General features: G+C 68.9%; 27 protein-coding genes. 14 read left to right on the forward strand and 13 right to left on the reverse strand.

Annotated features, from left to right (window positions below; translation table 11 throughout):
- Positions 1-72: 72 nt before the first annotated feature.
- The 5 genes from JHW48_RS14560 to JHW48_RS14580 are packed head-to-tail and all read left to right on the forward strand — an operon-like array spanning position 73 to position 4597.
- Positions 73-675: a TRAP transporter small permease gene (locus JHW48_RS14560; protein ID WP_119884616.1), complete on the forward strand. Its 603-nt coding sequence runs from the start codon at positions 73-75 to the stop codon at positions 673-675.
- Positions 675-1967 (forward strand): TRAP transporter large permease, encoded by a 1293-nt coding sequence (locus JHW48_RS14565; protein ID WP_119884615.1) that lies wholly within the window; start codon positions 675-677, stop codon positions 1965-1967. The genes JHW48_RS14560 and JHW48_RS14565 overlap by 1 nt, the downstream gene beginning before the upstream one ends.
- Positions 1968-1990: 23 nt before the next feature.
- A complete protein-coding gene (dctP, locus tag JHW48_RS14570; RefSeq protein WP_119884614.1) occupies positions 1991-3046 on the forward strand; it encodes a TRAP transporter substrate-binding protein DctP in 1056 nt (351 codons plus the stop codon).
- 58 nt (positions 3047-3104) lie between these two features.
- Positions 3105-4118, forward strand: coding sequence for a YeiH family protein (locus JHW48_RS14575; protein ID WP_119884613.1), 1014 nt, complete (start codon positions 3105-3107; stop codon positions 4116-4118).
- A gap of 59 nt (positions 4119-4177) precedes the next feature.
- Entirely contained in the window at positions 4178-4597 is a 420-nt protein-coding gene (locus JHW48_RS14580) for a MarR family winged helix-turn-helix transcriptional regulator (protein ID WP_119884612.1), read from the forward strand.
- Between the two features lie 47 nt (positions 4598-4644).
- Here the strand turns inward: JHW48_RS14580 and JHW48_RS14585 are convergent, their stop codons facing one another.
- A complete protein-coding gene (locus JHW48_RS14585; RefSeq protein WP_119884611.1) occupies positions 4645-5241 on the reverse strand; it encodes a hypothetical protein in 597 nt (198 codons plus the stop codon).
- A 288-nt stretch (positions 5242-5529) separates the two neighbouring features.
- On the opposite strand from JHW48_RS14585, the gene JHW48_RS14590 reads away from it, so the two are divergent.
- Positions 5530-5919, forward strand: coding sequence for a pore-forming ESAT-6 family protein (locus JHW48_RS14590; protein ID WP_119884610.1), 390 nt, complete (start codon positions 5530-5532; stop codon positions 5917-5919).
- A 16-nt stretch (positions 5920-5935) separates the two neighbouring features.
- On the opposite strand, the gene JHW48_RS14595 is transcribed toward JHW48_RS14590, so the two are convergent.
- The 7 genes from JHW48_RS14595 to cls form a co-directional block, all read right to left on the reverse strand.
- On the reverse strand, positions 5936-7120 hold the full coding sequence (locus JHW48_RS14595; protein WP_240637649.1) for an AI-2E family transporter: 1185 nt from the start codon (positions 7118-7120) through the stop codon (positions 5936-5938).
- A 193-nt stretch (positions 7121-7313) separates the two neighbouring features.
- Positions 7314-8540 carry a saccharopine dehydrogenase family protein gene (locus JHW48_RS14600; protein WP_119884608.1) on the reverse strand — a complete coding sequence of 409 codons (1227 nt, stop codon included), beginning with the start codon at positions 8538-8540 and terminating at the stop codon, positions 7314-7316.
- A gap of 36 nt (positions 8541-8576) precedes the next feature.
- Positions 8577-9671 carry a carboxynorspermidine decarboxylase gene (locus JHW48_RS14605; RefSeq protein WP_205961838.1) on the reverse strand — a complete coding sequence of 365 codons (1095 nt, stop codon included), beginning with the start codon at positions 9669-9671 and terminating at the stop codon, positions 8577-8579.
- 128 nt (positions 9672-9799) lie between these two features.
- Positions 9800-10195 (reverse strand): hypothetical protein, encoded by a 396-nt coding sequence (locus tag JHW48_RS14610; RefSeq protein WP_119884606.1) that lies wholly within the window; start codon positions 10193-10195, stop codon positions 9800-9802.
- An 11-nt stretch (positions 10196-10206) separates the two neighbouring features.
- The gene (locus JHW48_RS14615; RefSeq protein ID WP_119884605.1) at positions 10207-10992 is read right to left on the reverse strand and encodes a DUF6478 family protein; all 786 of its coding nucleotides are present in this window, start codon (positions 10990-10992) and stop codon (positions 10207-10209) included.
- A 102-nt stretch (positions 10993-11094) separates the two neighbouring features.
- On the reverse strand, positions 11095-11427 hold the full coding sequence (locus JHW48_RS14620) for a 4a-hydroxytetrahydrobiopterin dehydratase (protein ID WP_119884604.1): 333 nt from the start codon (positions 11425-11427) through the stop codon (positions 11095-11097).
- A 10-nt stretch (positions 11428-11437) separates the two neighbouring features.
- Positions 11438-12865 carry a cardiolipin synthase gene (gene cls, locus JHW48_RS14625; RefSeq protein WP_119884603.1) on the reverse strand — a complete coding sequence of 476 codons (1428 nt, stop codon included), beginning with the start codon at positions 12863-12865 and terminating at the stop codon, positions 11438-11440.
- A gap of 88 nt (positions 12866-12953) precedes the next feature.
- Here cls and accD point away from each other — a divergent pair, with 88 nt between their 5' ends.
- Genes accD through JHW48_RS14640 form a run of 3 tightly spaced genes read left to right on the forward strand, consistent with a single transcriptional unit; the run spans position 12954 to position 15610 of the window.
- A complete protein-coding gene (gene accD, locus JHW48_RS14630) occupies positions 12954-13865 on the forward strand; it encodes an acetyl-CoA carboxylase, carboxyltransferase subunit beta (protein ID WP_119884602.1) in 912 nt (303 codons plus the stop codon).
- 57 nt (positions 13866-13922) lie between these two features.
- Positions 13923-15191: a bifunctional folylpolyglutamate synthase/dihydrofolate synthase gene (locus JHW48_RS14635; RefSeq protein ID WP_119884601.1), complete on the forward strand. Its 1269-nt coding sequence runs from the start codon at positions 13923-13925 to the stop codon at positions 15189-15191.
- A gap of 53 nt (positions 15192-15244) precedes the next feature.
- The gene (locus JHW48_RS14640) at positions 15245-15610 is read left to right on the forward strand and encodes a DUF983 domain-containing protein (RefSeq protein WP_119884600.1); all 366 of its coding nucleotides are present in this window, start codon (positions 15245-15247) and stop codon (positions 15608-15610) included.
- 16 nt (positions 15611-15626) lie between these two features.
- Here JHW48_RS14640 and JHW48_RS14645 read toward each other — a convergent pair whose 3' ends face one another.
- Positions 15627-17510, reverse strand: a complete 1884-nt coding sequence (locus JHW48_RS14645; protein WP_119884599.1) for an acyl-CoA synthetase — start codon at positions 17508-17510, stop codon at positions 15627-15629.
- Between the two features lie 240 nt (positions 17511-17750).
- On the opposite strand from JHW48_RS14645, the gene JHW48_RS14650 reads away from it, so the two are divergent.
- Together JHW48_RS14650 and JHW48_RS14655 are read left to right on the forward strand one after the other, a co-directional pair.
- Entirely contained in the window at positions 17751-18350 is a 600-nt protein-coding gene (locus JHW48_RS14650) for a CAP domain-containing protein (protein WP_240637648.1), read from the forward strand.
- A gap of 29 nt (positions 18351-18379) precedes the next feature.
- Positions 18380-18844 (forward strand): CAP domain-containing protein, encoded by a 465-nt coding sequence (locus tag JHW48_RS14655; RefSeq protein WP_119884598.1) that lies wholly within the window; start codon positions 18380-18382, stop codon positions 18842-18844.
- A gap of 3 nt (positions 18845-18847) precedes the next feature.
- On the opposite strand, the gene JHW48_RS14660 is transcribed toward JHW48_RS14655, so the two are convergent.
- Together JHW48_RS14660 and JHW48_RS14665 are read right to left on the reverse strand one after the other, a co-directional pair.
- Entirely contained in the window at positions 18848-20656 is a 1809-nt protein-coding gene (locus JHW48_RS14660) for an ABC transporter transmembrane domain-containing protein (RefSeq protein ID WP_119884597.1), read from the reverse strand.
- A 73-nt stretch (positions 20657-20729) separates the two neighbouring features.
- Complete coding sequence (locus JHW48_RS14665; RefSeq protein WP_119884596.1) at positions 20730-21380, reverse strand: 5'-methylthioadenosine/S-adenosylhomocysteine nucleosidase; 651 nt, start codon at positions 21378-21380, stop codon at positions 20730-20732.
- A 106-nt stretch (positions 21381-21486) separates the two neighbouring features.
- On the opposite strand from JHW48_RS14665, the gene zapE reads away from it, so the two are divergent.
- Together zapE and JHW48_RS14675 are read left to right on the forward strand one after the other, a co-directional pair.
- Positions 21487-22581: a cell division protein ZapE gene (zapE, locus tag JHW48_RS14670; protein WP_119884595.1), complete on the forward strand. Its 1095-nt coding sequence runs from the start codon at positions 21487-21489 to the stop codon at positions 22579-22581.
- Positions 22582-22643: 62 nt separating this feature from the next.
- A protein-coding gene (locus JHW48_RS14675) for an IS5-like element ISPaes2 family transposase (RefSeq protein ID WP_119884594.1) occupies positions 22644-23401 on the forward strand; the annotation gives its coding sequence in 2 pieces (ribosomal slippage) (positions 22644-22968 and positions 22968-23401; 759 coding nt in all).
- Positions 23402-23420: 19 nt separating this feature from the next.
- Here JHW48_RS14675 and JHW48_RS14680 read toward each other — a convergent pair.
- Entirely contained in the window at positions 23421-24050 is a 630-nt protein-coding gene (locus JHW48_RS14680; RefSeq protein WP_119884593.1) for a DsbA family protein, read from the reverse strand.
- A gap of 55 nt (positions 24051-24105) precedes the next feature.
- On the opposite strand from JHW48_RS14680, the gene JHW48_RS14685 reads away from it, so the two are divergent.
- Positions 24106-24426 carry an HNH endonuclease gene (locus JHW48_RS14685; protein WP_240637647.1) on the forward strand — a complete coding sequence of 107 codons (321 nt, stop codon included), beginning with the start codon at positions 24106-24108 and terminating at the stop codon, positions 24424-24426.
- Between the two features lie 12 nt (positions 24427-24438).
- Here JHW48_RS14685 and uvrC read toward each other — a convergent pair whose 3' ends face one another.
- The gene (gene uvrC, locus JHW48_RS14690; protein ID WP_119884591.1) at positions 24439-26289 is read right to left on the reverse strand and encodes an excinuclease ABC subunit UvrC; all 1851 of its coding nucleotides are present in this window, start codon (positions 26287-26289) and stop codon (positions 24439-24441) included.
- Between the last annotated feature and the right edge of the window lie 202 nt (positions 26290-26491).

A 26491-nucleotide genomic window follows, 5' to 3' on the forward strand; every position in this document is an offset into this window, starting at 1 on the left:
CGGCAGGACCGGACGAAACGCGGCCCGCGTCGGGAGGACGGCACGGCACCGCTGTTGGGGGGAGAATCTGAAATGCGCCTGATCGCCGCCGTGATCCGGCCCCTGTCGCGGGTCAACGAGGCCGTGCTGACCGCCGGCCGCGCCATCGGCATCGCCGCCATCGCCATCATGGTCGCGGTGACGATCGTGCAGGTCTTTCAGCGCTATGTGATGAACAGCGCGCTGGCCTGGCCCGACGAGGCCGCGCGGTTCTGCATGTTGTGGATGACCGCGCTGATGGCGCCGACCGCGTTCCGGCGCGGCGGCTTCGTGGCCATCGATTTCCTGCCCGGCATCCTGCCCGCGACCGGGGTCCGCATCCTGAACCTGATCCTGCTGTCGCTGTCCATGCTGGTCCTGGTCGTGGCCGTCCAGATCGGCTGGCGCGAGGTCACCGGCCTTGGCGGCCGCTTCGCCAGCGCGTCGCTGTTCATCCCGACCTCGTGGGACCTGTCCAGCTGGTACCGGGTGCCGCGGTCCTGGATGATGGCATCCCTGCCCGTCGGCCTGGGCATGCTGATCGCGGTCAATATCGAATTGTGGCTGCGCAACCTGGCCGAGATGCTGGGCACGCGCGACCTGCCCCCCATACCCGGCGGCGACGGCATGGATACCGGCGCGAGAGGAGTCGACTGATGGCCCTGATCTGGTTCCTGCCGCTGTTCCTGCTGTTCCTGATGGCCAGCCTGCCGGTCTTCTTTGGCATGCTGGCGGCCCCCGGCATCCTGCTGTGGCTCAATGGCCAGGAACGCGACCTGACGCTGCTCTATCGCAACCTCTATAACGGCATCGACAGCTTTCCGCTGATGGCAATCCCGTTCTTCATGCTGGCGGGCGAATTGATGAACCGCGGCGGCATCACGCTGCGGCTGGTGGAGTTCGCCCAGGCCCTGATGGGCCATTTCCGGGGCGGGCTGGCCCATGTGAACGTGCTGTCCTCGATGCTGTTCGCGGGCCTGTCGGGATCGGCTGTGGCCGATACCAGCGCCCTGGGATCGATGCTGATCCCGGCGATGGAAAAGCAGGGCTATACCCGCAAGTTCGCCGCCGCCATCACCGCGGCCAGCTCGGTCATCGGGCCGATCATCCCGCCATCGGGGATCATGATCATCTATGCCTATGTCATGGGTGAAAGCGTCGCCGCGCTGTTTCTGGCGGGCATCGTGCCGGGCATCCTGGTGGGCGTGGGCCTGATGATCGCGGTCAAGGTCATGGCCGACAAATACGACTTTCCCATCGCCGCGCCGCGCCAGAGCTGGGGCCAGCGCGGCCAGGCCAGCCTGAAGGCCTTCTTTCCGCTGATGACCCCGGTCATCATCCTGGGCGGCATCCTGGCGGGCGTCTTCACGCCGACCGAGGCCGCCGCCGTCGCCGTCCTCTATGCGCTGGTCATCAGCCTGTTCGTGCTGCGCACGATGCGGGTGTCGGAACTGCCCGACGTGCTGGGCCGGGCGGCGCTGACCTCGGCGGTGGTGCTGCTGCTGGTGGGGGCGGCCATGTCCTTCAAGACGGTGGTGTCGCTGTCCCAGACCCCGCAGCTGATGGCGGATTGGGTGCTGACGCTGACGGCCAACCCGCTGATCCTGCTGCTGCTGATCAACCTGCTGCTGTTCGTGGTGGGGATGTTCCTGGATGCGGGGCCCGCGATCATCATCCTGGCGCCGATCCTGGGCCCGGTCTTCACCGGCATGGGGGTGGACAGCCTGCATTTCGCCATCATCATGTGCGTCAACCTGACGGTGGGCCTGGCCACGCCGCCCATGGGGCTGGTCCTGTTCGTCGCCGCCGCCGTATCGAGGGAACGGGTCATGACCATCGCCCGTGCCATCGTCCCGTTCCTGCTGGTCGAGATCGCGGTGATCCTGCTGATCACCTTCGTCCCGGCCATCTCGATGACCGTTCCGCGCCTGACCGGCTTTGCGGACTGAACCTGACCTTGAGGGAGGACAGAATGCTGAAACAGACGACCCTGGCGCTTGGCGCCGCGCTGGCCATGGCCATCGCCCTGCCCGCCGCCGCGCAGGACTGGACCCTGCGCGCCGTCGCCAATTCCAACGAGGATGACGAGGATTACGACGGCCTGCAGGTCTTCAAGTCCCATGTCGAGGCCGCCTCGAACGGCGCCATCGCGGTGGACATCTACATGGGCACCCAGCTGTGTTCGAACGGGGCGGAATGCCTGCAGGGCGTGGCCGACGGCTCGATCGACGTCTATATCTCGACGCTGGACGGGGCGGCGGGGCTGTTCCCCTATTTCCAGGTGCTGGACCTGCCCTATATCATGGCCGATGACCGGGTGGCGGAGCGCGTGCTGTCGGGCGATTTCATGCGCGATCTGCGCGACCGCGCCCTGGCCGACAGCGGCGACACGCTGCGCCTGATGACCATCGGCAATACCGGCGGCTGGCGCAACTTCGCCAACACGCAGCGCCGCGTGCAGACCCCCGCCGACCTGCAGGGGCTGAAGCTGCGCACCGTGGTGGCCGACCTGCCGCAGGAGCTGGCCCGCGCCATGGGCGCATCCCCCACCCCGATCCCCTGGCCGGAACTCTTCACCTCGCTGCAGACCAATGTGGTCGAGGGCACCGCGAACGGCATCACCGACATCATGTCGATGCGCTTTCCCGATGCCGGGCTGCGCCATCTGACGCTGGACGGCCATGCCTATATGGGCGCCTATTGGTGGATGTCGAACGAACGCTTCATGGACATGCCCGAAGACATGCGCCGCATCGTCGTGGACGGCTTCTATCAGCTGCAGCAGGCGACCTTCGCCTCGCCCAAGCGCAAGTCGATCGCCGCCTACGAGGCCTTCGCCGCCGCAGGGGGCGAGGTCTATGTCCCCACGCCCGAGGAAAAGGCCGCCTTCACCGAGGCCGCGGCCCCGGTCTATGACTGGTTCACCGGCACCGTCGATGGCGGGGACGAGATCCTGGCCGCCTTCCGCGAGGCGGTGGCCGAGGCCGAGGAAGGATTGGCCGCGGAACGCGACCGCGACATCCAGTAACACCGCCCGGGGGCGCGCGGGGCTGCGGCCCCGCCCCCCATTCATCACGGTTTCCCCCATGTCCCTTGCCCTTCCCGATCCGGCCCGCCTGCGTGCGCTGGCCCCCGGCCTGATGCTGGCCGTCACCGTCGCCATGGCCGCCCAGTTCCTGTCGGGCCATTACGGCGCGCCGGTCATGCTGATGGCGATCCTTCTGGGCATGCCGCTGCATTTCATGGCCGAGGACGACCGCGCGGGCCCGGGCATCGACCTGGCCGCGCGGGGCCTTCTCAGGGCGGGTGTGGCCCTGCTGGGGCTGCGGGTGTCGCTGGACATGGTCTCGGCCATCGGCTGGCCCTTCGTGGCGCTGGTGGCGGGATCGGTGGCGGCGCTGATCCTGGGGTCGGTCGCCTTGGCGCGCAGGCTGGGGCGGGACCGGGCCTTCGGGCTGCTGACCGGGGGCTCGGTGGCGATCTGCGGCGCCTCGGCGGCCATGGCGCTGTCGTCGATCCTGCCGCGCGGCGCGGACCGGGATGCGGCGGAACGCGACCTGTCCTTCACCGTCATCACCGTCACCGCCCTGTCGACGGTGGCGATGATCCTCTATCCGATGCTGGCCTCGGGGCTGGGGCTGGACGGGCACCGCACCGGCCTGTTTTTGGGCGCCACCATCCATGACGTGGCCCAGGTCGTCGGCGCCGGCTATTCCGTGTCCGAGGAGACGGGCGACATCGCCACCGTCGTCAAGCTGATCCGCGTGACCCTGCTGGCGCCGGTCGTGCTGATCGCGGCGGTGGTGCTGCGCCAGGCGGGCCGGGGCGGGGGCGCGCGTCCGCCGCTGCTGCCGGGCTTCGTGGTGGTCTTCCTGATCCTGGCCGCGGCCAATTCCGCGCATCTGGTCCCCGGCCCGGTCCTGTCCTTGGCCGACACGCTGTCGCGCGCCCTGCTGGTGGCGGCGGTGGCGGCGGTCGGCATGAAGACATCCTTGGCGCGCATGGCGCAGGTGGGGCCGGGCTCGGTCGTGCTGCTGCTGGGCCAGACGATCATGCTGGCGCTGCTAATCGCGGTGCCGCTGCTGCTGGGCTGGGTCTGACGCTTGCCAAGCCCGTGCTTTTTGTGCAGATCCCGCGGCTGAAGGACGCGAGGGGGGCCATGGCGTTTCATCTGGACGAATTCCTGCCCTACCGCCTGTCGGTGGCGGCCCAGCAGGTCAGCCGCCGCTTCGCTGCGCTCTATGCGGCCGAGGCCGGGCTGTCGGTCGCGGAATGGCGGGTGCTGGCGCATCTGGACCATTCCGGCACGGTCAGCATCCGCGACATCCATGCCCGCGTGAACCTGGACAAATCCGTGGTCAGCCGCGCCGCCACGCGGCTGGAGGCCGAGGGCCATCTGCACAAGACCGGCAGCAGCGCCGACCGCCGCCTGATCGAGCTGCGCCTGACCCCCAAGGGCCGTTCGCTGATGGGCCGGCTGCGCCCCATGGCGCGGGATTTCAACGCCGCCCTGATGGCCGAGCTGGGCCCCGACGGCCCCGGCCTGATTGCGGCGCTGGACCGGCTGACCCGGCCATGAAAAAGGCCGGGCACCCGGCCCGGCCTTTTACCTTGATGGGGAACCGATTAGTCGGTTTCCGCCGCGCCTTCGACCCCTTGATCGGGATCGGCCACGGGGGCCGTCGCATCGGCGGGGATCGTCTCGGCGACGGGGTCGGTCTCGTCGCCTTCGATGGATGCGGTGGGCGTATCCAGAGGAACCTGATCCTGGCCGCTGAAATTCGTGCCCTGACCCGGCTCGGGCGGCGTGTCGCGCGCGCTGGTCGATGCGGCGGCGGGGGCGGTGCCATCCAAGACCGTATCCTCGACCGGGGCGGCATCAGCATCGGCCGGAGCCACGCCATCGGCCAGCAGCAGCACGCCCGTCTCGCTGTCAAAGACCAGCTCGGTCGGCAGGCCGCCGCGTTCGCCGGTCACGGTCAGCGCATCGTCGCCGCGCAGCACGACCACGTTCTCGTAGCCTTGGGCCGACAGGCTGTCGATGACCTGCTGATCGGTCTCCCATGCCTCCAAGGCCGGGAATTGGACCTCGTCCATGGTGGTCACGGCCTCGGCGGGGGCGTCGGCCGGGGCGGTCTGGGCAAAGGATGCGGTCGCCATCAGCGTGGCGATGACGGCGGCCTTGCCACCCAGTTTCAGGCGTTCGATCGGATTGGTCGTCATGACGTCTTTCCTTTCAGATGCTCGCTGCGGCCTCTGCCGCGCTTGCCGGATCAACGACCGCCCCCGGCAGGGGTTCAATCACAGAGCCGTCACCGATCGTGTCCGCGCTCCCGGCCGATGGGCTGGAACATGCCGACCCGCCCCCCGCCCCGGCGCGATTCCGGCAGGGATATGCCGGTCGCAGGCCCCGGGGTCGACAGGGTCGGGCCATTCGGGCGCCCAGCCCCTAGATCGGGGTCGACGCGGGCCCGCAGAGCCGGTGCCGCGCCATGACGCAAAGGAGACGACATGATCCGCAAGATCGCATTCGCCCTGGGCCTCGGCCTTGTTCCCGCCGCCGCCTTGGCGCAGGACGCGGCGCAGCCCGCCGATGCCGAAGCCACCTACGAGGCCGCCCGCAACCAGCTGGGCATCCTGCAATACTGCAACGACCAAGGGTTCAGCGGCACCGAGGCCGTCGAGACCCAGGCCCAGCTGATCGCCCTGCTGCCCGGCGGCGATGCCGCCGCGGGCGACGCCGCCGAAAGCAAGGGGGCCGAGGGCACCGTGGCCATCTCGGGGACCGAGATCGCCCTGTCCGAGGCCGCCGAAAATCAGGGCAGCACGGTGGAAAGCACCTGCCAGCAGATCGAGGCCGCGGTGAACCAGATCGCCGACAGCCTGCCGCCCGCTGGCTGATCCGGGCTGTGACCGCTCAGGCCGGTGACGGCGGGTCCACAAGGCCCGCCGTCGCGGCGCGGGCGGTCTCGCCATCCTCGGCCTCGGCCCCCGCCTCGACCAGGTCGCGGGCCTCGTCCTCGTCCTCGTCGGTCAGGGCGGGGGGCGTGTCGCCGGCCAGGAAATTGCCGAACTTCTCCCATCCCGGGACATGTTCGGCCAGAACGCGCATCACCACCAGGACCGGCACGGCGATCACCATGCCCAGGACCGACCACAGCCAAGCCCAGAGCGCCACGGCCAGAAACACGACGACCGTGTTCATCTGCAACCGCCGGGACACGAAATAGGGGGTGATGAGCTGCCCCTCCAGCGAGGTCAGGCCCAGATAGGTCAGCATGACCATGGCCGGCCAGAACAGCCCCGGCATCACCACCAGCGCGACCAGCCCCGCGATGATCACCCCGGTGATCGCCCCCAGATAGGGGATGAAGTTCAGAACGAATGCCCCCAGCCCGAAGAGCAGCGGCGCCGGCATCCCCCAAGCCCACATCGCCAGACCCACGGCCAGCCCCAGCCCGGCATTGATGATGGTGATCGCGCCCAGATAATTGCCGAGCGAATCCTCGATCTCGCGCAGGGCCAGATAGGCGGCGCGCTTGTCGCGCATCCGGTCGAAGCTCTGCACGATCTTCAGATAGAGCAGATCCCCCGAGGCGATCATGAAGAACAGCAGGATCAGCGTGAAGACGACCTGACCCAGCAGCAGCGGCGCATAGCGCGCGACGCTGGCCAGGGTGGTCTCGCCCTCGGTCTCCACGCGAATGGCGGGCAGGGCAGCGTCCTCGCCCCTGTCGCCGGACTGCACCTCGTCGATGCGGCGGGCGGCGTCGCGCAGGTCGGCCACGCTGTCGCGCACATTCTCGAATTTCTGTTCCAGCTGAGTGCTGATCAGCGGCATGTTGGTCATGGTGCGGCTGATCGGCCCGCTGGCCGCATAGGCCAGGACCGCCACCGCGAACAGGATCGACAGGGTGATCCCCGCCGCCGTCAGCGCATCGGGCACGCCCCGCCTTTCGGCAAAACGGCGCAGCGGCGTGAAGACGAAGAACAGCAGGATCGCCATGGTGACCGGCATCAGGAAATCGCGCCCCGCCGCGACCGCCGCAAAGCCCATGATCAGGAAGATGCCGATGACTGCCCAATTCGCCAAGCGCGGCACCGAGCTGTCCGGCCGCGACGCGGCCTTCGGAAAAAGATGTCCCTCCGGACCCGGCATGTCTGGTTGTCCCCCGATTGGCTGCGCCGCGTTCCCCAACGCATCCGGCGCATGAATTGAACGCTGCCGAACGCAGGCGGCGGCCCGGTTGTTCCGGGCCGCCGCGCAGGTCACGTCGGAATTCGCACAGGGGCGTTCAGATGGCGCGATCGCCCTCGGCGTCGATGACGCGGGTGGGCAGGCCCATCTGGCCCAGCAGCTCCAGGAAGGGGCGCGCGGGCAGGTCCTCGACATTGGCCATGGCCTTCACGTCCCAAGGCCCGCGGGCGATCAGGATGGCGGCGGCGACCGGGGGCACGCCCGCGGTATAGCTGATGCCTTGGCTGCCGACCTCCTCGAAGGCCTCCTTGTGATCGGCGACGTTGTAGATGAAGACCTCGCCCTCCTTGCCGTCGCGGGTGCCGCGGACCAGATCGCCGATGCAGGTCTTGCCCTCGTAATCGGGCGCCAGGCTGGCCGGGTCGGGCAGCACCGCCTTGACCACCTTCAGCGGCACGACATCGGTGCCATCGGCCAGCGTCACCGGCTGTTCGGACAGCAGGCCCAGCTTCTGCAGGACGGTGAAGACGTTGATGTAATGCTCGCCAAAGCCCATCCAGAACCGCACGTCAGCCTGCGGGTAGCGGGCCGACAGGCTGTGGACCTCGTCATGGCCCGACAGATAGGCGGTGCGCTTGCCGACCACGGGCAGGTCCCATTCGCGGCCCACCTCGAACATGCGGTTTTCCTGCCAGGCGCCCTTCTGCCAGGAATAGACCGTGCCGGTGAATTCGCGAAAGTTGATCTCGGGGTCGAAATTCGTGGCGAACCAGCGGCCATGGGACCCGGCATTGATGTCCACGATGTCGATGCTGGTGATCTGGTCGAAATACTCGTCCTCGGCCAGGCGCGCATAGGCGTTCACGACGCCCGGATCGAAGCCCGCGCCCAGCACGGCGGTGATGCCCGCCTTGGCCACATCCTCGCGGCGCTTCCATTCGTAATTGCCGTACCAGGGGGGCGTCTCGCAGACCTTGGACGGGTCCTCGTGGATCGCCGTGTCGATATAGGCGGCGCCCGCGCGGATGCAGCCCTCCAGCACGGTCATGTTGATGAAGGCCGTGCCCACATTGATGACGATGCCCGCATCCACCTGCCGGATCAGCGCCTCGACCGCGTCCGCGTCCATCGCGTCCAGTGCATGGCTGGTGAAGGGCATGTCGTGGCCCTTGTCGCGCAGCGTCCGGATGATGTCATCCGCCTTGGACTGGGTGCGGTTGGCGATATGCAGATCGCCGAATTCCGCCGCCCATTGCGCGACCTTGTGGGCCGTGACCTGCGCCACGCCGCCCGCACCGATGATGAGCACGTTCTTCTTCGCCAATTCTGTCTCCTTCAGGTGGCAGAGGATGGGTCGCCTTCAGGAAAGGCTGGCCTTGTAGTCGTCGTAACCGAAGCTGCGGACGGTGCGGATCGTTCCGTCCTCCTCGCGGCGCGCGATGGCGGGCATGGCCACGCCGTTGAACCAGTTCTTCTTGACCATCGTATAGCCCGCCGCATCCTGGATGCTGATGCGGTCGCCGATGGACAGGGGCGCATCCAGCCGCGCGGTGCCGAAGATGTCGCCCGCAAGGCAGGTCTTGCCGGCGATCTGGTATTCATGCGGCCCCGTATCGGGCAGCTTGGCATCCTGGCGATAGATCAGCAGGTCCAGCATATGCGCCTCGGTGCTGCTGTCCACGATCGCGACCGGGCGGCCGGTGTCGATGATGTCGAGGACGCTGACCTCCAGCGTGGTGGTGTTGGTGATGCTGGCCTCGCCCGGTTCCAGATAGGCCTGCACACCGAAGCGGTCCTGGAACGCCTTCAGACGGTCGGCCAGCCGGTCCAGCGGATAGCCCTCGCCGGTGAAATGGATGCCGCCACCCAAGGACACCCAGTCCAAGCGCTTCAGGATGGCGCCGAATTCATCCTCGATCCGGGTCAGCTGGCGGTCGAAGAGGTCGAAATCGCCGTTCTCGCAATTGTAGTGGATCATCACGCCACTGATCCGGTCCAGCGCGGATTCCAGACGCTCCACGTCGCCCTCGCCAAGGCGCGAGAAGGGCCGCGCCGGATCGGCCAGATCGAAGCCGCTGGTCGAAAAGCGCGGGTTCAGCCGCAGCCCGGTCGCGATGCCCTGCGCCTTGGCGCCGAAGCGGTCCAGCTGGGACAGGCTGTTGAAGATGATCTTGTCGGCATAGCCCACCGCCTCGTCGATCTCGTGATCGGCCCAGGCCACGGAATAGGCGTGCGTTTCCTTGCCGAAGGTCTCGTGCCCCAGGCGCAGCTCATAGAGCGATGAGGACGTGGTCCCGTCCATGTAGTCGCGCATCAGATCGAAGACCGACCAGGTGGCAAAGCATTTCAGCGCCAGCAGCGCCTTGGCCCCCGACGCCTCGCGCAGCCGGGCCACCTTTTCCATGTTCGCGCGCAGGCGGGCCATGTCGATCAGGTAATGGGGCGTCTGCGGCAGGGTCATGGGCAAGCCTTCTTGCGATGCGGTGCGGATGCGGCCATCCCGTGCGGGGCGGGGATGCGGGAAACCGGCGATATAGCTGTCCGCCCCGATTTTCGCAAGGAATCATGACGGCAGGGTGACGGTCAGCGGCCCGTCTGTTCGGCGGCGAAACGGCGCAGTTCGCGCTTCACCAGCTCCAGTTCCGCGCGCAGGGCGGCGATCTCGGATGCCAGGTCGTCGTCCAGGACCCGCCCCGCCATGACCGAGATCCGCGCCAGCAGCACGCCTTCGGGGCGCGAGCCCTCCTCGCCCTCGGCATCGTCGGCCTTCAGCAGCAGGGTCTGCAGCCCCTCGGTCAGGACCTGGCCCGGCAGGTCCACCTCGACCAGCCAGGCATCGTCGCCATCGGCGGCCAGCCGGGCCTGGGACAGGACCTCGCCGTGATGGATCAGCACGACCCGGCCGGGGGCCGCGGCCAGCCCGGTGATGCGGCCGCGCCAGATGCCGCCGCGCAGCCCGTGATTGTCGAATTGCGGCATGGCGGTCTCCTTCACATCTGGGCGCGGGGATGGCGGGACAGGATCACGTCGCGCGCAGCGACCGCGTTCATGAACGGCGCCTCGAAGATCAGGTCCAGCCAGGCCTTGTCGACGGACCGCGCCGACAGGTCGGCATAGCCCAGGTCGAATTCCACCAGTCGGTGGCAGTGGCGCCCGGCGATGTCGTCGCCCAGCTTGCGCAGGATGGTTTCGGTATTGGGCCCCTGCTGGACGTTCAGGCGGGCATAGACGGCGATGGGCCGTTCCGCCTGCAGTGTGGTCTCCAGCCGGATGATGTGATGGCCGCCCAGATCCTGCAGCGCCTCGGCCGGCAGGGACAGGGAAAAGGACAGGAAGCTGCCGCCGAAGCCCATCACCTCCAGCGCCAGGCCGTAATCGGCCAGGTCCGTGGCGCCGCGGTTGCGGACCTGGCGCAGGATGACGGCGCGCTGCGGGCAGTCGTGAAACAGCGCCACCTCCTCGGACAGCCAGCGGCCGTCGGGGGGCGCGATCAGCGCCGCGGGCGAGATCCGCCCCTGCAGCACATGCGGCCGCCAGCGCCAATCCGTGCCCGCGGGCAGCACCATGCGGCGCAGCGAATCGCGGGCGCTGGTCACGCGCGCATCGGCCACCTGCAGCAGGCGCGACAGGACCTGGTGCAGGTCGCGGGCCTCGTCGCGGATATCCTCGTCGACGGGGGCGGGGCGGCGCAGGGCGCGGTCCAGGATGCGGTGCCAATGGCGCGCCGCACGGGCGCGGATGCGCCGGGACAGCCAGCTGTGATCCTGCCGCGCCATGCCAAGCCCCCCGAACCCTTCGCCCGCCCTCGCGCGGGATGCCTTCCGATCCCTTGCCGGGATAGACCGGGACGGCGCGCGGAACAAGCCCGCAGCCGCCCCTCAGGCCAGCAGCGCGTCCAGCCGCGCCGCGCAGACGGCGTCGTTGCGCGTCAGGCCGCCCGCCGCGTGGGTGGTGAAGCTGACCGTGCAATATCCCCACCCGAAGGCCACATCGGGGTGATGCCCCTGCCGGTTGCCCAGCCAGGCGGCCAGGTTCGCCATCTCGACCGCAGGGGCGAAGCCGCGCAGATCGAAGCGCCGGACCAGCGCGCGCCCATCCCCGCTCAGCCGCCATGCGGGCAGATCGGCCAGCAGCGCGCCGATCTCGGCCTCGGTCAGAAGGGGCGTGTCCTTGCCGCAGGGGCGGCAGCTTTGGCGGGACAGGTCGGTCATGGCGGTCCTTTCACAGCAGCGGCGATGCCAGCGCCAGCAGGTTGTTGCGCAGCCGCCGCCACGCGCTCCAGCCGCGGACCTCGTCCAGGGTGATCTGGCGGGCGCGGGACAGATAGCTGGCTTGGCGGCGGTCCAGCATGCCCACGAATTCGTCGTCGAAGACCGCCATGTTGACCTCGTAATTCAGCTCGAAGCTGCGGCGGTCCAGGTTGGCGCTGCCGATCATGGCCATGCGCCCGTCCACGGTCATGATCTTGGAATGCAGCAGCCCATGTTCGAACAGCATGACCCGCACCCCCGCCGCCAGCAGGCCGTAATAGAAGCCTTGGCTGGTGGCACCCACGATCAGGCTGTCATTGCGGGCGGGCAGGATCATGGTGACCTGCACGCCCCGGCGCGCGGCGGCGCGGATCGCCGCATCCAGCGCGGCATCGGGCACGTAATAGGGCGTGGTGATCACCACCCGGTCGCGCGCCGCATGCAGCATCCCCGCAAGGCAATCCGACACGCTGCCCGCGCGCAGATCCGGCCCCGTGGCCACGACCTGCGCCGCCAGGCCCGGATCGGCGACCGGCGCAACGGGCTGCAGCATGTCGCCCAGGTCGCGGCCGGTATAGCTCATCCAGTCGCCCAGAAAGACCGCCTGCAGCTGGCGCACCGCCGGCCCCTCGACCGATACCAGGATATCGACCCATGGGCCGAAGCGCGCCTTGACCGCGAAGGCCATGTCCGCGCAGTTGCGGCTGCCGGTGAAGGCCAGGCGGTTGTCGATCACCAGGATCTTGCGGTGGTTGCGCAGGTCCAGCCGCTGGAACAGCACGCTGATGAAGGGCAGGCCCCAGGGAAAGGCGGTGACGCATTCCGCCCCGGCCTGGGACATCCGGTCCCACAGCTCGGACCGCACCAGCGCGCGCGAGCCCAAGGCATCGACGATCACCCGGCACTGCACGCCGCGCGCCTCGGCGCGGATGATCGCCTCGGCGATCTTGGTGCCGCTGGCATCGGGCAGCCAGATATAGAACAGCACATGGACATGATCGCGGGCCGCGTCGATCGCCTCGACCAGCCGGTCGATGGCACAGTCACCCTCCTCCAGCAGGGCCAGGCGGTTGCCAGACAGGGCCTGCATGCCGCCCACCGCCTCGTTCGCGGCGATGACGGGGCCCGCGGGATCGGCGGGCAGCGCGCGCACCGCGGGCGTGGCCATGCGCAGGCCCGTCAGCCGGTCGCGCACATCGGCCATGCGCTGCACCTCGGCCTGGTTCATCCGGACCTCGCCGAACAGCAGATAGGCCAGGATGCCGACCAGGGGCACGGCCTCGATGATCATGATCCAGGCCAGCCGGACCGAGGGTTCGACCCGCGGACGCAGCAGCACGCGGGCGACGATCACCAGCGACACCGTCGTATGCATCAGGAAGAACAGGCTGGCCCACATGGGCCGCACTATCCGCCGCCCCCCCGGCAATTGCAATTCCCCGCTTGGGGGCCTATCTGGGGGCCTGAAACAGCCAAGGCCCTTCGCGATGAACTGGATCACGAACTACGTCCGCCCGCGCATCAATTCGCTCTTCTCCCGGCGCGAGGTCCCCGAGAACCTGTGGACCAAATGCCCCGAATGCGGGACGATGCTGTTTCACCGCGAATTGTCGGACAACCTGAACGTCTGCACGAATTGCGACCACCACATGGCGATCACGCCGCGCGACCGCTTCGCTGCGCTGTTCGACGGCGGCGCCTTCGTCGAGGTGAAGGTCCCCGAACCCATCGCCGACCCGCTGCATTTCCGCGACCAGAAGAAATATCCCGACCGGATGAAGGCCGCGCAGAAATCCACCGGCGAAAAGGAGGCGATGCTGGTCGCCGAGGGCGAGATGGGCCGCACCCCCCTGATCGCCGTCGCCCAGGATTTCAGCTTCATGGGCGGCTCGATGGGCATGTATGTGGGCAATGCCATCGTCGCCGCCGCCGAACGCGCGGTCCAGACGGGCAAGCCCCTGGTCCTCTTCTCCGCCGCCGGCGGCGCCCGGATGCAGGAGGGGATCCTGTCCCTGATGCAGATGCCGCGCACCACGGTCGCGGTCCAGATGCTCAAGGATGCGGGCATCCCCTATATCGTCGTGCTCACCCACCCGACCACGGGCGGCGTCACGGCCAGCTATGCGATGCTGGGCGACATCCAGATCGCCGAACCCAATGCCCTGATCTGCTTCGCGGGCCCCCGCGTCATCGAACAGACCATCCGCGAAAAGCTGCCCGAGGGCTTCCAGCGCGCCGAATACCTGCTGGAACACGGCATGCTGGACCGGGTGACCCATCGCGGCCGCCTCCGGGACGAGCTGATCTCGATCCTGCGGATGCTGGGCGGCATGACCGCCCCCACCCGCGCCGACCTGCCCGCACCCGAACCCGCGGCCGAACCGGCCCCCGCCGAATAGGCTTTCTCCGTTGTCGAAATACCCCGGGGGTCCGGGGGCTGGCCCCCGGTGCATGACATGACGACTTCCGACGCGATCCTGTCACGCCTGATGGCGCTGCATCCCAAGGTGATCGACCTGTCGCTGGACCGGATGCACCGCCTGCTGGCCGCGCTCGGCCACCCCGAACGGCGCATCCCCCCGGTCATCCACATCGCGGGCACCAATGGCAAGGGCAGCACCCAGGCCATGATCCGCGCGGGGCTTCAGGCCGGGGGCGCGCGCGTCCATGCCTATACCTCGCCGCATCTGGCCTGGTTCCACGAACGCATCCGCCTGGCGGGCGACCTGATCCCCGAGGCGGATCTGGCCGCCACCCTGCGCGATTGCGAGGACGCCAATGACGGCCAGCCCATCACCTTCTTCGAGATCACGACCGCAGCCGCCTTCCTGGCCTTTTCCCGCAGCGCCGCCGACTACACCCTGCTGGAGGTGGGCCTGGGCGGCCGTCTGGACGCCACCAATGTCATCGATGCCCCGCATCTGACGGTCATCACCCCGGTCAGCATCGACCACACCCAGTATCTGGGCGAGACCCTGCCCCTGATCGCCGCCGAAAAGGCCGGGATCATCAAGCCGCGCGTCCCCGTCATCATCGGCCCCCAGCAGGACGACGCCCTGCGGGTGATCGAGGCCCGCGCCATGGGTCTCTCGGCCCCGATCCTGGCGCATGGCCAGCATTGGACGGTCCAGCCCGAACGCGACGGCATCGTGTTCCAGGACGATCACGGGCTGTGGGACCTGCCGCGCCCCGCGCTGATCGGCCCGCATCAGATCCAGAACGCGGGCACCGCGCTGGCCGCGCTGCGTGCGCTCGGCGCGGCCGAAGCGCAGGCCCGCGCCGCGATGACCGACACCCATTGGCCCGCCCGGATGCAGCGCCTGACGCGCGGTCCGCTGGTCGATCTGGCCCAAGGCGCCGAATTGTGGCTCGATGGCGGCCACAACCCCGCGGGTGGCCAGGCCATCGCCGCCACGCTGCAGGGCCTGCCCGACCGGCCCACACATCTGGTCTGCGGAATGCTGAACACCAAGGATGTCGCGGGCTATCTGCGCCCCTTGGCCGCCCATGCGGCCAGCCTGACCGCCGTCGACATCCCGGGCGAGCCGAACACCCTGCCCGCCCGCGACACCGCCGATGCCGCCCGCGCCTGCGGGATGGAGGCCCGCACCGCCCCCGACGCGGCCGCGGCCATCGCCGATATCCTGACCCGCGCGCCCCATGCGCGCATCCTGATCTGCGGCTCGCTCTATCTGGCGGGCCGCATCCTGCGCGAGAACGGCTGAGGCCCGCGCCCATCCGACCGGCGCGCCCGCGCGCCCTGCCGAAAGGACCGCCCATGACCGAGATCCGAGACAGCCGCCAAGCCATCGCCCGGGGCCTGCGCAACCGCTGCCCCGCCTGCGGCGAGGGCCAGCTGATGCAGGGCTTTCTGGGGCTGAACGCGGAATGCGCCCATTGCGGCGCGCCGCTCGGCCGCTATCCGGCGGCGGACGGGCCGGCCTTCTTCGCGATGACGGCGGCGCTTTTGCTGCTGATCCCGGTGATCGGCTTCATCTGGGCGATCTGGCGGCCGGAGCCGGTGACCCTGCTGATCGTGACCAGCGTCATCATGACGGTGGCCACGCTGGTGATGCTGCGCCTGATCAAGGGCGCCTTCATCGGCTATCTCTGGGCCAAGGACGAACAGGACCGGGGCGCCTGACGCCCCGGACCGAACCTCAGTTCAGGTCCCAGGGCGTGGTGAACTGGCCGAGGCGCGATCTCACCTCGGCCTCGTCCACCTTGCCCTCATGGGTCAGATGGGCGACCAACCCGCGCTTCTTGTCCTCGCGCACCTCGGCCACGCGGGCGCCGGTGCCCTTCAGCACCGCGTCATAGACGCGGGTGATGGCCATCTTGCGCAGATCCGGCTTGAAGATCTTGCCGACCGCGGTCTTGGGCAGCTCGGGCATGATCTCGATATGCTTGGGGATTGCCGCGCGTTCGTGGATATGCGTCTTTGCATGCGCCGCCAGCTCCTCGACCGTGACCGAGGCGCCGCCGACCAGCTCGACATAGACGCAGGGCAGTTCGCCCGCAAAGGCGTCGGGCTGGCCGATCGCGCCGGCAAAGGCCACGGCGGGGTGGGACAGCAGGCCCTCCTCGATCTCGGCCGGGTCGATATTGTGGCCGCCTCGGATGATCAGGTCCTTGGCGCGGCCGGTGATCCACAGATAGCCGTCGGCGTCGATCCGGCCCAGATCGCCGGTGCGCAGATAGATCTCCTCGGCGAACAGCTTCTGGTTCTTGTCGGCCTCGGTATAGGTCGAGCCGGGAAAGACGCCGGGATTGGCGACGCAGATCTCGCCCACCACATCGACCGGGCATTCCTGGACCTGCCCCGAGGCGTCGTGATGCAGGATGCGGACATGGCAATGCGGCAGCGGGATGCCGACCGATCCGACCTTCTTCAGCCCGTCCACCGGGTTGCAGCTGACCAGGCAGGTCGCCTCGGTCAGGCCATAGCCCTCGGCGATCTCGACCCCGGTGGCGGCCTTGAAGCGGTTGTAGAGCTCGATCGGCAGGGGCGCGGATCCCGAGATCGCGGTCTTCAGGCTGCTGACATCGGCATTGACCGGGCGCTGCATCAGGGCGGCGATGGCGGTGGGCACGGTGATCAGGAAGGTGGCGTTCCACCGTTCGATCAGCTTCCAGAAATTGTCGAAGACCCCGTCGCCCCGGTATCCCGCGGGGGTGGGCATGACCACATGCGCGCCAGACGCGATGCAGGACATCAGCACCGGATAGGCCGCAAAGACGTGGAACATCGGCAGCGGGCACATCAGCACGTCGGTCTCGTCGAACAGCAGCGTGCCCCCCAGCCAGCCGTTATAGATCATGCCGCTGTACTTGTGCTGCGCGACCTTGGGCGTGCCGGTGGTGCCTCCGGTGTGGAAATAGGCGGCGACGCGGTCCTGCTTGGGGTCGTCGAATTCCAGGCGGGTATGGGTGCGCCCGCTGGTCGCGGCCTCGAAATCCAGGACCTTGGCCTTGTGGGTGACCTTCACCTTGGGCCGGATCAGCGGCACGATGAAGCGCTTGACGCCGCGCAGGTGGCGGTTCAGGTCGATTTCCACCACATGGGTGACGCCGGGGGCCTGGGCCACGGCCTCGGCGGCCTTCTGGGCCACGTCGGTCTTGGGGAAGGCCTTCAGCGTCACCAGCACCTTGGCCTTCGTCTCGCGCAGGATGCCGGCGATCTGGGTCGCGTCCAGCAGCGGGTTGATCGGGTTCACGATGCCCGCCGTGGCGCCCGCCAGCAGGACGACCGGCGTCTCGATGCTGTTGGGCAGCAGATAGGCCACGGTGTCGTTCGGCCCCACGCCCAGGCTGCGGAACAAGTTCGCAGTCTCGGTCACGCGTTCCAGCAGGTCCTTCCAGGTCAGGGTGGTCGCGGGATCGGTCGGCCCCGACAGCAGCTGGAACGAGATGGCGGGCCGCTGCGGGAACCGCTCGGCCGTGCGCGCCAGGAAATCGTAGATCGTCACCGGCAGGTCGCGCGCGGCGTAATCGCATTCCTGTTCGACCCGGTCGCGATCCTCGTAGGTGCTGAACTTGCCCATCTTTCCTCCCCTGCTGTCCGGGCCGTCGCGCGGCCTCTCCCGGGGCGAGGATGGGCCATGAGGGATCGGCGGCGCAAGTCCCGCGCCCCGCGCCATGCGTAAAAACGCCGCGTCACCCGGGCGGGACGCGGCGTCAGGCGCGCGGGGATCGGCGGTGTTTCGCGCCCGGCGCCGCTCACGGCTTGTTAAGCTTTGGCTGTTAGGCCAGTTCCACGACCCCGTATGGACCGAGGGAAGGACATGACCCGACACCACCGCGACCGGGCGCTGCGATGCGGCGCCATGCTGGGGCTGGCCCTGCTGGCCGGATGCGGCGCGCGCCCCGATGCCGCCCCCACCGCCACCGACCCCCATGCCGTCCAGGTGGGCGCGCCGGGACGCGCCGCCTGCATCGCCACGGCCGAGGCGCAGAACGCCGCAGGCGCCGCCGCCACCAACCGCGCGCGGGCGCGGGCGGGCCTGCCGCCGGTGCGGCCCAGCCCGGATCTAGCGCGCGTGGCCGCCGAACATGCCTGCGACATGGCCCGCCGGGGCCGGATGACGCATCTGGGCAGCAAAACGACCGGGCCGGGCATGCGCCTGCGCGAGGCGGGCTATCGCCCCGCCATCTCGGCCGAGAACATCGCCGCGGGGCCATTCTCGCTTGGCCGGGTGCTGGACGAATGGGACCGCTCGGCCGGGCACAAGGCCAATATCCTGCTGCCGCAGATCAGCGATTTCGGCCTGGGCCAGGCCCTGGCCGAGGATGGGCGCACGGTCTATTGGGCCGCCGTCTATGCCGCGCCCAGCACCCAGGGCGCCACTCGCCCCAGGGTTGAGCGACGGGCCGGATCGCGCTAGGCTCAGTTGATGCCCCGGAGGACCCAGCCATGACGCTGCGCATCGCCGCCCTGATCCTTTCCCTTGCCGCCGCCGGCCCCGCCGCGGCGGCGGATTGCCCCGCCCCCTCGGCCCTGGACAGCCAGGCCGCCGCCGACCGGATCAGCCGGCTGCGCGCCCAGGCCGGGCTGGGCCCGGTCGGGGCCGATCCGGCGCTGACCGCCGCCGCGGCCCGTCAGGCCTGCGCGATGGCCCGGCGCGGCCAGCTGACCCATGCGGGCGGGGGCGGCGTCGGCGCGCGGGCGCGGCAGGCGGGCTATCCGGCATCGCTGGCGGCCGAGAATATCGGCGCGGGCCAGCGCGATCTGGGCGCTGCAATGGACAGCTGGGTCGCATCGGCGCCCCATCGCGCGAACCTGCTGAACGGGCGCATCCGCCATGTGGGCGTGGCGCAGGCCATCGCCGCCGACGGGCGGACCCGGTTCTGGTCGCTGGTGATGGCCGCCCCGCGCTGAACGCTAGAGCGCGCGGGCCAGCGGCGCGGCCGCCTGCGGGCCGTCGGTGAACTGCATCCGCGCCAGCCGGGCATAAAGGCCCCCCTGCGCGACCAGCTGGTCATGACTGCCCTGAGCGACAATGCGGCCCTGATCCAGCACCACGATCCGGTCGGCCTGCTTCACCGTGGCCAGGCGATGGGCCACGACGATGGTCGTGCGGCCCTCGGCCAAGCGGCCCACGGCGGCCTGGACCAGCGCCTCGGATTCCGCGTCCAGCGCGCTGGTCGCCTCGTCCAGCAGCAGGATCGGCGCGTCGCGCAGCATGGCGCGGGCGATGGCGATGCGCTGGCGCTGACCGCCCGACAGCATCACCCCGCGTTCCCCCAGGGGCGTGTCATAGCCCTGCGGCAGGGCGGCGATGAAGTCATGCGCATGGGCGTCGCGCGCGGCTTGGGCTATCTCGGCATCCGAGGCCTCGGGCCGGCCGATGCGGATGTTCTCGGCCGCCGAGGCGGCGAAGATCACCGGGTCCTGCGGCACCAGCGCGATCCGGCCGCGCAGGTCCGTCCGCGCCAGGTCGCGCAGGTCGATCCCATCCAGCGTCACGCGCCCCTGCTGGGGGTCCCAGAAGCGCTGGACCAGCTGGATCACCGTGGTCTTGCCCGCGCCCGACGGCCCGACCAAGGCCACCGTCTCGCCCGGCTGGATGGTCAGGTCGATCCCGTCCAGCGCCGGCAGGTCCGGGCGCGTGGGAAAGCGGAAACCCACCCCCTCCAGCGCCAGCCGCCCGCGCAGCGGCACGGGCAGCGGCAGCGGGGTCGCCGGATCGGTCAGCGTATCCTCTGCCGAAAGCAGCTCGGCCAGGCGTTCGGTGGCGCCCGCGGCGCGCTGCAATTCGCCCCAGATCTCGGACAGGGCACCGGCGGCGCTGGCCACAAGGATGGCATAGATCACGAACTGGACCAGCTGACCCGCCGTCATGACCCCGGCCTGCACGTCGCGCGCGCCGATCCACAGCACCCCGATCACGCCCGCGAAGATCAGGAAGATCACAATCGCCGTCATCACCGCCCGCGTGACGATGCGGGTGCGCGCGACGATATAGGATTGCTCGGTCACATCGTCGAACCGCGCGATGCTGCGGGATTCGGCGGTATAGGCCTGCACGGTCTGGGCGGCCAGCAGCGTCTCGGAGGCGGTGCCCGAGGATGCGGCGATCCAGTCCTGGTTCTGGCGCGACAGGCCCCGCAGGCGGCGGCCCAGCACGATGATCGGGATCAGGATGGCGGGGACGATCAGCAGGACCAGCCCCATCAGCTTGATCGAGGTCCAGGCCAGCATCGCCAGCCCCCCCGTCAGGATCAGCAGGTTGCGCAGTGCGATGGACAGCGACGACCCCACGACCGACTGGATCAGCGTGGTGTCGGTGGTGATGCGCGACAGGATCTCGCCCGTCATCACGCGTTCGAAGAAGGCGGGCGACAGGGTGATGACGCGGGCATAGACCGCCTTGCGGATATCGGCCACGACCCGTTCGCCCAGCCGGGTGACGAAGAAATACCGCGCCGCCGTGCCCAGGGCCAGCGCCGCCACGATCAGCAGCGCCGCCCCGAAATAGCGGTCCAGCAGCCCCGCCCCGTCGTCGAAATTGTCCACCACCCGGCGCGCGGCCAAAGGCAGGATCAGGCTGATGGCCGATGTCGCCACCAATGCCACGATCGCCAGCGCCACCTGCCCGCGATAGGGCCGCACGAAGGGCCAGAGCGCCCCCAGCGCCCCTACCCTACGCGAGGTGGGACGGTCGGGTCGGGGGGTGGTGCCGCGTGCCATGGGTGCCTGTGTCTCGACTGGTTGCGCCGTCCGGTTTAGGCCGCGCGGGCCGCAAGGACAAGCGCACGCCCTGTCACAGGTCCAGCCCCAAGGCCGGGTCGCGCCGCGCCAGCGCCTGTTCCAGCAGGTCCAGCGCATCGGCCAGCCGCCCGTCGATCAGGTCCAGATGGCGGGTCCAGTCGGCCATGCCGGTCAGCGCCTCGGCCCCGTCCGATATGCCGCGCAGCGCGATCAGCGGCAGGCCGAAGGCTGTGGTCGCGCGCAGATGGGCGAAGGTCTCCATGTCGACCATGTCCTCGGGGATGGCGTCATAGGCGGGGCCGCTGACGATGGTCGCGCCGGTGGACAGGCTGGCCTGGGGCAGGCCGGGGATGCGATGGGGCAGCGGCACCAGCCGCGGCAGGTCCAGAAGCGGCGTGCGCCCGCGTTCGAAGCCCAGGGCCGAGGCGTCCATGTCGCGCCACGCCACGCCCGATGCCTGATAGACCCGCGTCTGCGTCAGCCGCGCCGATCCCGCCGATCCCAGCGACACGACCAGCCGGGGCAGCGGGTCCATCCGCGCCAGCGCGGCGGTCAGCTGGACGGCGGCCTCGATCGGGCCGATGCCGGTCATCAGGGGGCGGATGCGCGACCGCAGCACCGGTCCGTATTCGGGGTCGGCGGCCATGACGAACAGGACCGGGATGCCGGCGATCAGGTCGGGGACGGGGATGGCAGGTGTCATGTCCCATCCGATGGCATGCCGCCCCCGCCCCGGTCAAGCACCGCCGCCCCTTGCGGGCCGGGCGCGCGCTGTGGCAGGGGTCGGGCGGTCAGCGGAAGGGGCAGCCATGGGCAAGGTCACCGATCTCTACAACCGGCGGGTTCAGGCGGGGCAGCTGCGCGCCGATCCGGCCCAGACGGCGGTGCTGCCGCATCTGGACCGGGTGCTGGACCAGCTGGGCCAGGCGCCCGCGCCGCGCCGTTCGGCCTGGCGCGCGCTGCTGGGGGTGGGCAATCCCGAGCCCGCGCCGGGGGTGCAGGGCCTCTATCTGTGGGGCGGCGTCGGGCGCGGCAAATCCATGCTGATGGAGCTGATGGCCGAGGCCGCGGACGACATTCCCTGCCGCCGCGTACATTTCCACGAATTCATGCAGGAGATCCAGGCCGGGCTGAACGCCGCCCGCCAGCGCGGCGAACAGGACACCGTGCGCCCCGTGGCCGAGGCCGTGGCCGCCTCCGTCCGCCTGCTGTGCTTTGACGAGATGCAGATCACCGACATCGCCGATGCGATGATCGTGGGCCGGCTGTTCCAGGTGCTGTTCGAACGCGGCGTGACGGTGGTCACGACCTCGAACCGGGTGCCCGAGGATCTCTACAAGCACGGGCTGAACCGGCAGCTGTTCCTGCCCTTCATCGACCTGATCCGGGCGCGGATGCAGGTCGTCTGCCTGGACAGCGAGACCGATTACCGCCAGAACCGCGATGGCGGCCAGGTCTGGTTCACCCCCGCCGATGCCCGCGCGAAATCGGCGCTGGACGCGGAATGGCAGGCGCTGACCGGCGATGCCGAGGCGCAGCCGCTGGTCCTGACGGTGCAGGGGCGGCAGGTCACCCTGCCCGCCCATGCGGGCAGGGTCGCGCGGTCAGGCTTCTGGGATCTCTGCGGCCGGCCGCTCGGCGCGGCGGATTACCTGGCCGTGGCGCGGGCGGTGGATGTCCTGCTGATCGACGGGGTGCCGCGGCTCTCGGCCTCGAACTACAACGAGGCGCGGCGCTTCGTGACGCTGATCGACGCGCTTTACGAGGCGCGGGTGCGGCTGATCGCCAGCGCCGCGGACGAACCCGAACAGCTCTATAACGAGGGCGAGGGCAGCTTCGAATTCGAACGCACCGCATCCCGCCTGCGCGAGATGCAGGACGCCGATTGGGGCCGCCGCCCCTAGGCTCCAGACCCATTGATCTTACGGTCTTTGCATGATTCAGGCTCCGCAAGGAGACCTGATCGATGAGTAATCTTTACTGGCTGAGCGACGCCCAAATGGAGCGTCTGAAACCGTTCTTTCCCAAGAGCCATGGCAAGCCCCGGGTCGATGATCGTCGCGTCCTCAGCGGCATAATTTTCATCAATCGTAATGGGTTGCGGTGGTGTGACGCGCCGAAGGAATACGGCCCGGCCAAAACCCTCTACAACCGCTGGAAGCGCTGGAGCGATAACGGGGTTTTTGCCCGGATCATGGTCGGCCTTGCCGCCGAGAGCGCCGAGCACAAGACGATCATGAATGACGCGACCTATCTCAAGGCACACCGCACGGCCTCGAGCCTTGGGGTGAAAAAGGGGGGCGCGGGCGCCAGATCGGGCGCACCAAAGGCGGTATGAACACCAAGTTGCACGCTGTCGCCGATGCGAAGGGGCGGCCGATCGGGTTCTTCATGTCGGCCGGCCAGGTTAGCGATTACACCGGCGCGGCGGCGCTGCTGGGCAGCCTGCCGAAGGCTGAGTGGCTTCTGGCCGACAGGGGCTACGACGCTGACTGGTTCAGAGACGCTTTGAAAGACAAGGGGATAAAGGTTTGCATCCCCGGACGGAGGTCCCGCAAGAAGGCCGTCAAATACGACAAGCGGCGTTACAAAAGGCGTAACCGCATCGAAATCATGTTCGGACGTCTGAAGGACTGGAGGCGCGTCGCAACCCGTTATGACCGCTGCCCGGAAACGTTCTTCTCAGCGATCATGCTCGCCGCAACCGTCTTGTTCTGGCTGTGAAACTTAATGAGTCTGGAGCCTAGGAGGCGGTGCCCATCGTGGCGCGGCCCCGCGCGACCAGGGCGCGCAGCTCGGCAATGGTCATGGCGCCGAAGACGGCCTCGTCCCCGCAGATGAAGGTGGGCGTGCCCGCCAGGCCCATATGTTCGGCCAGCATGTGGCTCATGGTGATGTGGCGTTCGATATCCGCGCCCTCCATCCCGGTGCGCAGCGCCTCCTCGTCCAGGCCGACCTCGCGGGCGACGCGCATGACGCTGGCCTGTTCGACCCGGCCCCTGAGGCCCAGAAGCCCGGCATGGAACTGCCAGTATTTTCCGGTTGGCAGCGCCGCCAGCGAGGCGCGGGCCGCGAAATCCGATCCGGGACCGAAGACCGGCCATTCGCGATAGACGACGCGCAGCTGCGGGTCCGATCGCACCAGCTCCGAGATGCGGGGCAGCATCGTGCGGCAATGCCCGCAATTATAGTCGAAGAATTCCGTCAGGGTGACATTGCCCTGGGGGTTGCCCAGCACGGGCGCGGTGCGGTCGCGTTCCAAGGCGCGGCGCAGATCCTCGGGCATGGGGTTGGGGCGGTCCTGGGCCAGCCCCGCCAGCGGCAGCACAGCGGCGGCCCCGGCAAGGGACAAAAGGGCGCGGCGGGTCGGCATGGCTTGTCCTTTCGGGTGGGCTTTGGTCTGATCGGGGCCTAGGCGAGGCTGTCCCATGCGTAAACCGAGACCTGACCCCGACCGGGTCACGATGCCGTCAGAGACCGACCCGATCTGCCCGCTCTGCCTGCGGCCGATCCCGCCCGACGTGCCCCAGAGCCGCCATCACCTGATCCCCAAGCTGCGCGGCGGCAAGGGCGGTCCGACGGTGCTGCTGCACCATATCTGCCACAAGACGATCCACAAGACCCTGCGCGAGACGGAGCTGGCGCGCAACGTCAACACCGTCGAGGCGCTGCGCGCCCATCCCGACCTGGTCCGGTTCTGGGACTGGGTGGCCAAGCGCCCGCCCGGGTTTTCGGGCCGCGCGCGCTGAGCGGCCCCGCCTTCAGTCGCGGGGGTGGAAGTGGTCATGGACCTTCTGGGCCATGGCGGCGGATATCCCCTCGACCGCCTGCAGGTCGGGCAGGCCCGCGCGGGCGACCGCCTTGGCGCTGCCGAAATGGGCCAGCAGGGCGCGCTTGCGGGCGGCGCCGATGCCCGCGATCTCGTCCAGGGGGTTGGCCATCTGCGATTTGGCGCGGCGCGCCCGGTGGGTGCCGATGGCCCAGCGATGCGCCTCGTCCCGCAGGCGCTGCACGAAATAGAGAACCGGGTCGTTCATCCGCAGCGCGAAGGGGCGCGCGCCGGGGCGGTGGAACTCCTCCTTGCCGTGGTCGCGGTCCTGGCCCTTGGCGACGCCGATCATGGGGATGTCCTCGACGCCCAGCTCGGCCATGATCTCATGCACCGCCGAGACCTGCCCCGCGCCGCCGTCGATCAGCAGAAGGTCCGGCCAGGCCTCGGTCTGGCGGTCGGGATCGTCCTTCAGCAGGCGGGTGAAGCGGCGCGTCAGCACCTCCTTCATCATGCCGAAATCGTCGCCCGGCGTGATCTCGGTCCCCTTGATGTTGAACTTGCGATACTGGTTCTTGATCCAGCCCTCGGCCCCCGCCACGATCATGCCGCCCACCGCGTTGGTGCCCATGATGTGGCTGTTGTCATAGACCTCGATCCGGCGCGGGGGGGCGGGCAGATCGAAGGCCTCGGCCAGGCCCTCCAGCAGGCGCAGCTGGGTCGCGCTTTCGGACATGCGGCGCGCCAGGCTCTCGCGCGCATTGCGCAGGGCGTTGGTGACCAGATCGGATTTCTCGCCGCGCAGGGGGACGGCCACCTCGACCTTGCGGCGCGCGCGTTCGGACAGGACCTCGGCGGTCAGGTCCGGGTCCTCGGGCGGGTGGGACAGCAGGATCTGGCGCGGCGGCGGCTTGTCGTCGTAGAATTGCAGCAGGAAGGCCTGCATCACCTCCTCCGGGCTCTCGGCCCCGCCAAGGCGCGGATAGAAATCACGGTTCCCCCAGCTCTGATTGCCGCGGATGAAGAAGACCTGCACGCAGGCCTGGCCGCTTTCCATATGCAGGGCGACGATATCGGCCTCGGCCACGCCCTTGGGGTTGATGGCCTGCACCGACTGCACCGCGGTCAGCGCCTTGATGCGGTCGCGGAGCGCCGCGGCGCGTTCATATTCCATGTTCTCGGCCGCCTGCGCCATCTCGGTGGCCAGGTCGGACTGGATGGTCGTGGTCTTGCCCTGCAGGAAGCGTTCCGCATCATTGACCAGCGCGCGGTAATCCGGCGCGCTGATCCGGCCCACGCAGGGCGCGCTGCAGCGCTTGATCTGGAACAGCAGGCAGGGGCGGGTGCGGGACTCGAACACGCTGTCGGTGCAGTTCCGCAGCAGGAACACCCGCTGCAGTTGGGTCAGGGTGCGGTTCACCGCCCCCGCGCTGGCGAAGGGGCCGTAGTAATCGCCTTTTTCGGTCTTGGCGCCGCGATGCTTCTTGATCTGGGGATAATCGTGGGACTTGGCCACCAGGATGTTCGGGAATGACTTGTCGTCGCGCAGCAGCACGTTGTAGCGCGGCTTCAGCTGCTTGATCAGGTTCTGCTCCAAGAGCAGCGCCTCGGTTTCCGTGTTCGTGGTCAGGAACATCATCGAGGCGGTTTCGCGGATCATCCGCGCGATGCGCGCCGAATGGCCCGAGGGCCGGGCATAGTTCGACACCCGCGCCCGCAGGTCGCGCGCCTTGCCGACATAGAGCACCGCTTGGGCGGCATCCAGCATGCGATAGACGCCGGGACTGCCGTCCAGCGTGCGAAGATAGTCCTGGATCAGGGCGTGGCCGGTTTTCTGGGTCATGGGGTCAAGGTGGTGATTCTGCCCGGCGCTGCAAGTTCCAGCGCCCGAGTGCAACCGTTAAGCTTTCCACGGAATCTGTGGATAAATCTGTGGGCGGCCTGTGAGGATGACCCCCCCGGGCCAGCAATCGTTACATTCCGGTGATGTTGCCCGGTTTTTAGGCAGGATCCAAGGCCATTGTTTTTCATGGATAAATTTCTGG

The organism is Paracoccus aestuarii, from assembly GCF_028553885.1.
In the GTDB taxonomy this organism is placed as follows: domain Bacteria; phylum Pseudomonadota; class Alphaproteobacteria; order Rhodobacterales; family Rhodobacteraceae; genus Paracoccus; species Paracoccus aestuarii.

Coding starts and splice junctions, on each gene's coding strand:
- JHW48_RS14560 (WP_119884616.1), top strand. CDS start 73: ATGCGCCTGATCGCCGCCGTGATCCGGCCCCTGTCGCGGGTCAACGAG.
- JHW48_RS14565 (WP_119884615.1), top strand. CDS start 675: ATGGCCCTGATCTGGTTCCTGCCGCTGTTCCTGCTGTTCCTGATGGCC.
- dctP (WP_119884614.1), top strand. CDS start 1,991: ATGCTGAAACAGACGACCCTGGCGCTTGGCGCCGCGCTGGCCATGGCC.
- JHW48_RS14575 (WP_119884613.1), top strand. CDS start 3,105: ATGTCCCTTGCCCTTCCCGATCCGGCCCGCCTGCGTGCGCTGGCCCCC.
- JHW48_RS14580 (WP_119884612.1), top strand. CDS start 4,178: ATGGCGTTTCATCTGGACGAATTCCTGCCCTACCGCCTGTCGGTGGCG.
- JHW48_RS14585 (WP_119884611.1), bottom strand. CDS start 5,241: ATGACGACCAATCCGATCGAACGCCTGAAACTGGGTGGCAAGGCCGCC.
- JHW48_RS14590 (WP_119884610.1), top strand. CDS start 5,530: ATGATCCGCAAGATCGCATTCGCCCTGGGCCTCGGCCTTGTTCCCGCC.
- JHW48_RS14610 (WP_119884606.1), bottom strand. CDS start 10,195: ATGCCGCAATTCGACAATCACGGGCTGCGCGGCGGCATCTGGCGCGGC.
- JHW48_RS14615 (WP_119884605.1), bottom strand. CDS start 10,992: ATGGCGCGGCAGGATCACAGCTGGCTGTCCCGGCGCATCCGCGCCCGT.
- JHW48_RS14620 (WP_119884604.1), bottom strand. CDS start 11,427: ATGACCGACCTGTCCCGCCAAAGCTGCCGCCCCTGCGGCAAGGACACG.
- cls (WP_119884603.1), bottom strand. CDS start 12,865: ATGTGGGCCAGCCTGTTCTTCCTGATGCATACGACGGTGTCGCTGGTG.
- accD (WP_119884602.1), top strand. CDS start 12,954: ATGAACTGGATCACGAACTACGTCCGCCCGCGCATCAATTCGCTCTTC.
- JHW48_RS14635 (WP_119884601.1), top strand. CDS start 13,923: ATGACGACTTCCGACGCGATCCTGTCACGCCTGATGGCGCTGCATCCC.
- JHW48_RS14640 (WP_119884600.1), top strand. CDS start 15,245: ATGACCGAGATCCGAGACAGCCGCCAAGCCATCGCCCGGGGCCTGCGC.
- JHW48_RS14645 (WP_119884599.1), bottom strand. CDS start 17,510: ATGGGCAAGTTCAGCACCTACGAGGATCGCGACCGGGTCGAACAGGAA.
- JHW48_RS14650 (WP_240637648.1), top strand. CDS start 17,751: ATGACCCGACACCACCGCGACCGGGCGCTGCGATGCGGCGCCATGCTG.
- JHW48_RS14655 (WP_119884598.1), top strand. CDS start 18,380: ATGACGCTGCGCATCGCCGCCCTGATCCTTTCCCTTGCCGCCGCCGGC.
- JHW48_RS14660 (WP_119884597.1), bottom strand. CDS start 20,656: ATGGCACGCGGCACCACCCCCCGACCCGACCGTCCCACCTCGCGTAGG.
- JHW48_RS14665 (WP_119884596.1), bottom strand. CDS start 21,380: ATGACACCTGCCATCCCCGTCCCCGACCTGATCGCCGGCATCCCGGTC.
- zapE (WP_119884595.1), top strand. CDS start 21,487: ATGGGCAAGGTCACCGATCTCTACAACCGGCGGGTTCAGGCGGGGCAG.
- JHW48_RS14680 (WP_119884593.1), bottom strand. CDS start 24,050: ATGCCGACCCGCCGCGCCCTTTTGTCCCTTGCCGGGGCCGCCGCTGTG.
- JHW48_RS14685 (WP_240637647.1), top strand. CDS start 24,106: ATGCGTAAACCGAGACCTGACCCCGACCGGGTCACGATGCCGTCAGAG.
- uvrC (WP_119884591.1), bottom strand. CDS start 26,289: ATGACCCAGAAAACCGGCCACGCCCTGATCCAGGACTATCTTCGCACG.